This is a genomic window from Akkermansia sp. NBRC 115031, assembly GCF_030268505.1.
Taxonomy (GTDB): domain Bacteria; phylum Verrucomicrobiota; class Verrucomicrobiia; order Verrucomicrobiales; family Akkermansiaceae; genus Akkermansia; species Akkermansia massiliensis.
In genome coordinates this window covers 659,599-668,151 of record NZ_BSQU01000001.1, presented here as the reverse complement: position 1 = coordinate 668,151, position 8,553 = coordinate 659,599, and the positions used below count along the sequence as shown (strand labels likewise).

The following is an 8,553-nucleotide window of genomic DNA, read 5'->3' as shown; positions in this document are numbered from 1 at the left end:
CCAGGGCCGCAACCCTGGGAGATCCGGAAGCTCAATTTGAAATAGCGAATACTTTTCAAAGTATCGGCGATCGTAAATCCGCCGTGACCTGGCTCATGAAAGCAGCCGAGCAAGGATTTACCAGAGCACAAGTTAATCTTGGCTACTGTTATGAAACGGGTGATGGAGTTGCCAAGGACCTTGATAAGTCGGCCGAGTGGTACAATAAAGCTGCCAATTTGGGAAACGGGGAAGCAAAATATTTATTGGATAAACTTAAGGAACGACAACGTTAGAAACTATCGTCTAAAAGAAATTTTAGGTGATAATCAGGACATTTTCATGGCTTGAGGAAATTGTATGACACAAATCCATCCTTATGCCCCCTTCCTCAAAATTTCTTTTAGATTAAAGACCGCCAGCATTACCATTTTTTGAAAGTGCCGGGTGAATCCCGGTTTTTAAGATTTCGGTTATTTTTCTCTACAGTAAGGACGATGAAAATTCGCTGGAAATAGCTCATGAGGAATGCTCTGTCGAGGATATTCCTATTTGCCCTTACCGCAGAGAATCATTAGCATAGAGTCATGAAAGAAGTTATTTCCAGATTTCCGAATGCCAAAGAGTTAATTGATGTTTTGGGTAGTGGGAAAAAATTTATGTATGGGATGGTCACTATCCAACTTGTGGAGAAGTATAAAAACGTGATGGCTGAACCTCGGAGCATTGTGGAAGATTCCTGTGCCATTTGCGATGTTGTGATTATCGCCGGTCCCGATACGTCGCGTTGTGAACGGTATGCAGTTGCCTGGGGTGATATTGAGACGGAAGAAAAACTGGCGAATGTGTTTCATAATATCCAGACCAGATCTTATCGATTGGGCGAAGAATCATGCGAAAGATTTAAATACTACAAGGAGCTTTTTTCTTTGCCGCTTCTTCTTATTTGTCCTTACGTCAATTCAAAGTTTGCCGCTCGGCTTGCAGCCCAAAAGGTCAGTGTTGTAGATTGCTGTGGAAATGGATCTATCATTCACGACGGTCTTTTTATCTCCCACACAGGAGAGTTTTCCGCAGACTACAAAGACAGAAGGAGCAACAATCCGTATGTGGGGATTTCTTCCTTGGTGGCCAGAAGTTTCATCGACAATCCCTTATGGAAGTCGCAAAAAACGCTCACCAAGTATATCCGATTCTGCGGGCATGATATTTCCCCGTCTCAGGTGTCCAAGACTATTAGCCGACTTTGCGGTGATTTGATGTTGGCAAATGAGAAACGAAACGTCTTTGCGTTGAACCGTAAAAGCTTGTTAAACAAGCTTCGGGACAATTTTATCCCGCCTAAAGTGGAGAAATACTATCCATTCAGGATTACCCCCGAATTTTCCATGGCTGCAGTCAGCAGTCATCTGAACAAGTTGGAGAATATTCAATGGTATGTGCATCCCAAATGTGCATTAAGAAGCATGGTCGGTCAAGGTGGCGAGCCGGTAACCGTCATTCGTATCAATCGGGAGATTATAGGCCTTCCCGGTCTGTCTCCATGTCTGCCTGGAGAAGATGCCGATGTTGTTGTTGAAGTAGTCTTCGATGATCCTTTGGCCTACTACAATGTCGAACGCTCCCCGAACATTAGAATTCCTTCCATGCTGGCGGCCTACTTGGAATATCGTCCTACAACAACGCTGGAACGGAATGTTTTGGAACTGGCCGAACAAAGGATTTTGAAGCAGGCAGCTCAAAGTTACATGGATTTTTTGAAAGAGGATGAGAGGCAATTTCTGAGAGCTGCATTGGCATCTTCAGAGGGCTAAAATCTTCTCTGAAGTCCCAATCTCCAAATCGAATATGAAAATCATAGAAGGCACTTTTGTCTCTGCCGAGGACATCATTGAAGAACTAAGGGGCATTCGGGAATGCCTGGATGTTCTTCTTACCCGACAGTCTACTGAATCCGGTTCAGTCGTCTGGGCAAGTCAGGCTACTCTTGCCAAGCGTTACGATACCAGTAAATCGACCATTTGCAGGTTACTGGCAGAAGCCGTGAGTTCAGGTCATGTCAGGATGATTCGCCCGCATGGCGGCGTCCAGAAGTATCATGTCGCCGAATTTGACGCTTTCATGGCGTTTATTTCGATTCCTTCACGTAAAAACGTTTAAAAGGGAATCAAGGGAATGAATATTTGAGAGGGATTCCGGGAGTAGAGTCAGCAAGGGGATTGTCCCGGCGAGTCCCTCTTGGAATTCCTTTGTTTATGATTTATAATCAATGATAGCCGGATCGCCACTTCTGCCCCTGAGGTGATTGGATGTAGGACATCTTGTACAAGGGGGATCAGTCAACGGATTTGATCATGAAGTTGAAACTCCAGACGGCTTGCAGAATTACCTTGAACAGCTTCAAACAGGTGTGAATCAGAAAAAACAAGGTGCTAGTATGGGTGCTAGTTGAGCAGTTTTGGGAAAGAAAAACGCCTCGGAATGCTTGATTCCGAGGCGTTTATGAAGATGGTACGCAGTACTGGGTTCGAACCAGTGACCCCATGCGTGTGAAGCATGTGCTCTACCACTGAGCTAACCGCGCATTTGCAGTGCGGGTGGAAATATATCGTTCATGCAGGGGATTGGCAAGGAGTTTTTTGAAGGCAGGTGAAAAAGAGGGAATACTTTCCTTCCGTCAAGATTCCCGGATTCATTCCTCCTGACTGATGTGCGGCTTTGCCCGGATTCCGTTCCGGAAAGTGGGAAGGTGGCTCAATTCCGGCTTGTACAGCATCAACCGTCTTCCTACACTCCGGGCATGAGTTGCACAAGCCCTCCCAGAGCATGGGCCCAGGTTGATACCAATGCGTTGAGGCACAATTTGAACGTCGTCCGCCGCGTGATGCCGGACCACGGCCTGATGGCCATTGTGAAGGCGGAGGCCTACGGGCACGGACTGGAAGGGGTAGTGAAGGCTCTGGATGGTGAAGACTGCGCTTTTTTCGGCGTCGCCACGGTGGCGGAGGCTGGCCGGGTGAGGGATGCAGGGGTGAAGACATGCCCGTTCATTCTCGGTCCCTGTTTTGCCGGAGAACGGGAGGAGATTGTGCAGAACGGCTGGCGCGCCGCCCTTTCCAGCATGGAGGAGGCGGAACATTTCAATTCCCTGGGCGCCCTTTACAACAAGCCCGTCCATGTCCATCTGGGCGTGGATACCGGGATGGGCCGCAGCGGCTTTCTTCCCAGTGAACTGCACGGCCTGACGGAGAAGCTCAAGCAGTTCAGCCATCTGGATATGGAGGGCGTGTTTTCCCACCTGTCCGCGGCTTCCGACGATATTTCCTTCACGCACGGGCAGATCAGCGGCTTTGCTGAGGCCGTGAACGAACTCTCCCAGGGGCACCAGTACAAGTTCCGGCACCTGTGCAGCAGCGCGGCCGTGTTTAATTACAAGGTTCCCTGCGCCAACATGGTGAGGCTGGGCAGAATCCTGTACGGGTATTCTCCGATGCCTTCCCCATACAACAAGGAGCTGCGGCCCACGATGACCCTGTACAGCCGCATTACCCTGATACGCACGCTGCCGGGCAACCATGGCGTTTCCTACAACCACTGCTATATGACGAAGGGGAGCACGAAGGTGGCTACCATCGGCATCGGCTATGCGGACGGCTACCTCCAGTATCTTTCCAACCAGGGAGCGCGCGTGTATATCAACGGCCAGTACTGCCCGGTTCTGGGCCGTGTGACGATGGACCAGATTATGGTGGACGTCACCTACATGGACCAGGTGGAGACCGGGGACCTGGTGGAGATCATGGGCCCTAATGTAAGCTGGGAGGAGCTGACGCGCCGCGCCAGTACCATTCCCAGCAACGTGCTGACCAGCATCAGCGCCCGCGTGCCGCGGATTTACGTGTAAGGGGCCGCGGGCTGTTTCGCGCTCGTTTGTTTTTTTGACGGGATGGCAGGCACCGAAGCCGCAAAGCTGCGGTGAACCGGTGTTTCCGCTATCGCCTTTAAAGGCGGTGACTCTTCCGGGAGTGAGGGAGTTGTTCCCCTCATGGGTGTTTTTCCTAAGCGGAACAGAGGCTTTTGTTGGGGTATGCTGTCCGCAGGCTGGAGAAAATTTCCTTGGCTGCGCTCTGGATGGATTTTTAGTTATGAAGGGCGGGGAGGCCGTCATCCCCAGGCTGCCGGAACCGTAAATTCATGGTTAATCAGCATTTCCGCTATACCTCTTGGCAGCCGGAATTTTCTTGAAATGGGAGGTTTTACTTCTGGGAGCGCCTTTTCCAATAGGTAACGGATGCGACGTTTTTCCGCGCTTTTACCGCTGGCGCACCTTGTTCCAGTCCTCCGGCTCCAGGGAGCAGGGGTCCGGGGCTACCCAGTGGCCCGGTTCTATTTCCACGGGGGTGAGATCCGCACCCACCGTTTCCGGATAGGAGGGGTGCTGGATGCGGTGGCCGAAGGCGGAGCCGAGCGGCGGATTGATAGGGGAGGGAACGTCCCCCGGCAGGGGCTGGTGCTTGTTGGCCCTGGCGGGATCCGGTTCCGGAATGGCGTCCAGCAGCGCCTTGGTATAGGCGTGTTTGGGGGATTGGTAGATGGTTTCCGCATCTGACATTTCCACGATTTTCCCCAGGTACATGACCGCCACGCGGTCGGAGATGTGCTTGACCACCGCCAGGTCATGGGCGATGAAGAGGTAGGAGAGCTTGCGTTCTTCCTGGAGTTCCAGCAGCAGGTTGAGCACCTGGGACTGGACGGATACGTCCAGCGCGGAGACGGGTTCATCCAGAATGATGAGGCTGGGGTTCAGCGTCAGGGCGCGTGCGATGCCGATGCGCTGGCGCTGGCCCCCGGAGAATTCAAAGGGGAAGCGGTCGATGGCGCTGTCCGGCATGCCTACGCGGTCCAGCAGGCCGCGCACCCATTCCCGGCGCGCGGCGGGTGTGCCCATGCGGTGGATGACGAAGGGTTCCGCTACAATCTGGCCGATGGATTGGCGCTGGTTGAGGGATTCCGCCGGGTCCTGGAAGACCATTTGAATATGGGGGCGCAGGGGCCGCATTTTGCGCTGGGAGAGCCTGGCGATGTTTTTGCCGTTGAACTGGATGGAGCCTCCGGTGGGTTTCAGCAGGCGGACGATGCTTTTCCCGATGGTGGATTTTCCGCAGCCGGATTCCCCCACCAGTCCCAGCGTTTCACCGGGGTAGATGCTAAAGGAGACGTCGTCCACCGCCTTGACCCATCCCGCCTGCCGCAGGAAGATTCCTGAGCGGACGGGAAAGTACATTTTCAGGTTGTTGACTTGCAAGAGTGGTTCCGGCATGGCGAGAGAAGGGGAAAAAGGTTAAAGGTTGGCGCAGCGGGGGCAGGCTTCCACGAAGTGGTCCGGGGATATTTCCACGAGAGGCGGCCGTTCCGTGAGTTCTTCCACGGGCACTCCCTGGCGCTGGCAGAAGCGGCAGCCGGGCACAAAGTCCGCAATGGAGGCCACCTGTCCGGGAATGGTGGGCAGCTTGGTCTTGCGCACGGAGCTCAACTGCGGGATGGAGGCCAGCAGTCCCTTGGTGTAGGCGTGGCGGGGATTGGCAAAGAGTTCCCGGACGGGAGCTTTTTCCACCACGCGGCCGGCATACATGACCACCACGGAGTCACAGCTCTGCGCGATGACGCCCAAGTCATGCGTGATGAGGATGGAGGAGGAGCCCATTTCCGCCTGGAGGTCCTTGAGGAGGGACAGAATCTGCGCCTGCACGGTGACATCCAGGGCCGTGGTGGGTTCATCCGCGATGATGAGTTCCGGATGGCAGGCCAGAGCAATGGCGATGACGACGCGCTGGCGCATGCCGCCGGAGAGCTGGTGGGGGAATTCGTCCACGCGCTGTTCCGGCGCGGGAATGCGGACGCGCTGCAGGAGCTGGATGGCGGCATCACGGGCTTCCCTGGCGTTCATTCCCCGGTGGAGCATCAGGGATTCCCCTATCTGCCTGCCGATACTGTGCACGGGGTTGAGCGCCGTCATCGGTTCCTGGAAGATGACGCCGATGTGGCGGCCGCGGATGCCGTGCATGTCCGTCTCCTTCGCCTGGACCAAGTCACGGCCCTTGAACAGGATTTGCCCGTCCAGGATTTTCCCCATGGGCTGGGGAAGCAGGCGGACGATGGACATGGCCGTGACGCTTTTGCCGCAGCCGGATTCCCCCACAATGCCTACGCAGGTTCCCTTGGGAACGGTGAAGCTGACGCCGTCCACCGCTTTCAGCAGGCCGGATTCCGTCTCGAATCCGGTGACCAGGTTCTTGATTTCCAACAGGGGTTCGCTCATTTGTTATTTCTCCGTGGCAGAGGGTTCCAGCGGGCCGCCGTTTTCCGGGATGACGGGAACGGACGGCAGCTTGCCGCCGCCTTCCTTGTTGTCCAGGCTGTCGATGGAGTCCATATAGCGGTACTGGTCGTATACGGTGTCCACTTCCTCGAAGGTTTTTCCTTTCCGCTTGGCTTCCATGGTTTCCTTTTTGACGTCGTTGTCCACCCAGTACAGGTAGCTTTCCATCGGGTCAAACACGACCGGATGGCAGAATTGCGTGGTGGCGCTGTTCGGCCATTTGACCCAGCGCCAGTAGCCCAGCCTGACGAATTCCGTGGTCCAGCAGGGGACCCACAGGGCCTCGTCATGAATTTTCTGCTGCACCTTCCACGTGGCCTTTTGAAGCTCGTCTTCCGTAGCGGCGTTCGTTTCGTCGTCCAGCAGCTTGTCCATCTCCTTGTCCGCATAGGCGCAGATGTTGTTGGTGTAGGTGATGAGGCTGCCGCGTTCGTCATAGGCGTAGCGGGAGTGGAAGCCCTGCTCGTTCATCGGGTGGGGCGGGGTGAAGCCCCAGGCCATGAAGGAGGCCTGGACGCGCTTTTCCATGATCTTGCGGAAGGCCACGGTGGAGTCCAGCGGGTCCAGCTGGATTTCCAGGCCGCACTTGCGGGCGTCTTCCTTCAGCTTGCCCAGCGTGGAGGCCAGGGAGGGGGAGGAATTGGGGAAGGTGATGGCGGCGGTTAGCCGGGTGCCGTCCGGCTTGCGGAGGATTCCGTCCGGGCACGGGATGGTGTATCCGGCCTTGGCGAAGCAGGCGCGGGCCTGTTCCGGAGAGTAGGGGCGCGCCTTGATGTAGGGGTTGGTGAATTTGCCGAAGCCGGAGTTGTAGGAGTTGAGCCGCTGGTAGTCTCCGCGGAAGGTGATGTCAATGATGTTCTGGATGTTCAGCGCATGCTGGAAGCCCAGGCGCACATTGAGGTCGTTGAAGGGGGCCTTGGAAGTGTTCAGGAAGAGGCCGTACGGAGGCCGGGGGTAAATGGTGAAAAACGTGCTGCGGTTGATATAGCCGTTGTGGACTTCCGGGATTTCCATGCGCTCATGCCACAGCTCCGGCTTCGTGATGTTCAGCACGTCCAGCTCCCCGATGCGGAAGAGTTCAATGGCCTTGGACGGTTCCGCGATGAAGTTGTACACGATCTGGTCCACGTTATACATGTACTTCGTGAATTTCTTGTCCCTGGCCCACCAGTCCGGCACGCGCTGGAGCGTTACCTGGCGGCCGCGGATGATGCCGTCCGGCTTCACCACGTAGGCGCCCGTGGTGGGCGGTACGCGCCACTGGTAGCGTTCCACGTAGCTGGGGCCGAATTCGCAGTAGAAGTGCGGCGGGGAAGGGATGAACAGCGTGCAGTAGAACGGGAGCAGCGGCTTGGCGAAGGGGAGGGTGATGGAGAAGCGGTTGTCGTCGTAGATGGTGATGTTGGACGCGTTCTGGTAGAAGAAGTTGTTGTAGAAGACGTCCCGGCTGTATTCCGAGGTGCGGATGTACATGTTCACCAGCAGGTCGATGGCCTTTACCTTAGCTCCGTCCGAGTAGCGGGCGTCCGGGTCCAGTTCAAAGTAAACAGTACGCCTGTCTGCGGATTCCGCCCATTTGTGGGCGATGCCGGGGATGATTTTTCCGGTGACCGGATGAATGGAGACGAGGCCGATGATGATTTCATCATACAGCGGGCCGCGGAAGCCGCTGTTGCTGTTCGGGCCGTTGGGCCGGAACGTGTCCGGGTAGGACCCCGGAGCCCATTGGCGCAGCACGCCGCCTTTTTTGGCGTTCGGGTCGCCTATTTCCGGATTGTCCAGCCCGTCTTCCCATTTCAGGTCCTGGGGGATGTCCGCCGGAGTCTTGAATTTGATGTAGTCCCCTTCCGTCTGCCTGCGGTGGATGACGGACAGGGCCGCTTCATCAGCAATGAGCTTGCTTTGCAGCTTTTCCCTGATTTTGGGGTCTTCCTCCTTGAAGAATTTGTCCCGGAGTTCCCGTATTTCCTTCTGCTTGGCGGCTTCTTCCCGCGCTAGCCGGTCATTAATCTGCTTGTTCCACCGTTCCGGGAAGGAGTCAAATCCCGGAGGGAGCGTGCCGAAAGGCACGTTCGGCTGCCAGCCCACCCCCTGGGATTGGGAGGAATCCTTGCAACCGGAACCAACTGCCAGCAGAAGGGACAGCGTCACGGAGGAAAGGATGGTGCGGAGGATGGTGGACAGCTTGAGCATGG

General features: G+C 55.5%; 7 protein-coding genes and 1 tRNA gene. 4 read left to right on the top strand and 4 right to left on the bottom strand.

The window, feature by feature from the left end:
- From QSJ36_RS02720 to QSJ36_RS02710, 3 genes are all read left to right on the top strand, one after another.
- Positions 1 to 275: tetratricopeptide repeat protein (locus QSJ36_RS02720; protein ID WP_285466656.1), on the top strand; the 275-nt coding region annotated here is incomplete at its 5' end.
- 291 nt (positions 276 to 566) lie between these two features.
- Positions 567 to 1,793 carry a hypothetical protein gene (locus tag QSJ36_RS02715; protein WP_285466655.1) on the top strand — a complete coding sequence of 409 codons (1,227 nt, stop codon included), beginning with the start codon at positions 567 to 569 and terminating at the stop codon, positions 1,791 to 1,793.
- A gap of 34 nt (positions 1,794 to 1,827) precedes the next feature.
- The gene (locus tag QSJ36_RS02710) at positions 1,828 to 2,139 is read left to right on the top strand and encodes a helix-turn-helix domain-containing protein (RefSeq protein WP_285466653.1); all 312 of its coding nucleotides are present in this window, start codon (positions 1,828 to 1,830) and stop codon (positions 2,137 to 2,139) included.
- Between the two features lie 349 nt (positions 2,140 to 2,488).
- On the opposite strand, the gene QSJ36_RS02705 is transcribed toward QSJ36_RS02710, so the two are convergent.
- Positions 2,489 to 2,563, bottom strand: a tRNA-Val gene (locus QSJ36_RS02705).
- 216 nt (positions 2,564 to 2,779) lie between these two features.
- Here QSJ36_RS02705 and alr point away from each other — a divergent pair.
- On the top strand, positions 2,780 to 3,883 hold the full coding sequence (gene alr / locus QSJ36_RS02700) for an alanine racemase (RefSeq protein WP_102726347.1): 1,104 nt from the start codon (positions 2,780 to 2,782) through the stop codon (positions 3,881 to 3,883).
- A 408-nt stretch (positions 3,884 to 4,291) separates the two neighbouring features.
- On the opposite strand, the gene QSJ36_RS02695 is transcribed toward alr, so the two are convergent.
- The 3 genes from QSJ36_RS02695 to QSJ36_RS02685 are packed head-to-tail and all read right to left on the bottom strand — an operon-like array spanning position 4,292 to position 8,551.
- Positions 4,292 to 5,299, bottom strand: coding sequence for an oligopeptide/dipeptide ABC transporter ATP-binding protein (locus QSJ36_RS02695; RefSeq protein ID WP_102722012.1), 1,008 nt, complete (start codon positions 5,297 to 5,299; stop codon positions 4,292 to 4,294).
- Positions 5,300 to 5,320: 21 nt separating this feature from the next.
- A complete protein-coding gene (locus QSJ36_RS02690) occupies positions 5,321 to 6,298 on the bottom strand; it encodes an ABC transporter ATP-binding protein (protein WP_022398364.1) in 978 nt (325 codons plus the stop codon).
- A gap of 3 nt (positions 6,299 to 6,301) precedes the next feature.
- Positions 6,302 to 8,551, bottom strand: a complete 2,250-nt coding sequence (locus QSJ36_RS02685) for an extracellular solute-binding protein (protein ID WP_285466648.1) — start codon at positions 8,549 to 8,551, stop codon at positions 6,302 to 6,304.
- Between the last annotated feature and the right edge of the window lie 2 nt (positions 8,552 to 8,553).

Coding starts and splice junctions, on each gene's coding strand:
- QSJ36_RS02695 (WP_102722012.1), bottom strand. CDS start 5,299: ATGCCGGAACCACTCTTGCAAGTCAACAACCTGAAAATGTACTTTCCC.
- alr (WP_102726347.1), top strand. CDS start 2,780: ATGAGTTGCACAAGCCCTCCCAGAGCATGGGCCCAGGTTGATACCAAT.
- QSJ36_RS02685 (WP_285466648.1), bottom strand. CDS start 8,551: ATGCTCAAGCTGTCCACCATCCTCCGCACCATCCTTTCCTCCGTGACG.
- QSJ36_RS02710 (WP_285466653.1), top strand. CDS start 1,828: ATGAAAATCATAGAAGGCACTTTTGTCTCTGCCGAGGACATCATTGAA.
- QSJ36_RS02690 (WP_022398364.1), bottom strand. CDS start 6,298: ATGAGCGAACCCCTGTTGGAAATCAAGAACCTGGTCACCGGATTCGAG.
- QSJ36_RS02715 (WP_285466655.1), top strand. CDS start 567: ATGAAAGAAGTTATTTCCAGATTTCCGAATGCCAAAGAGTTAATTGAT.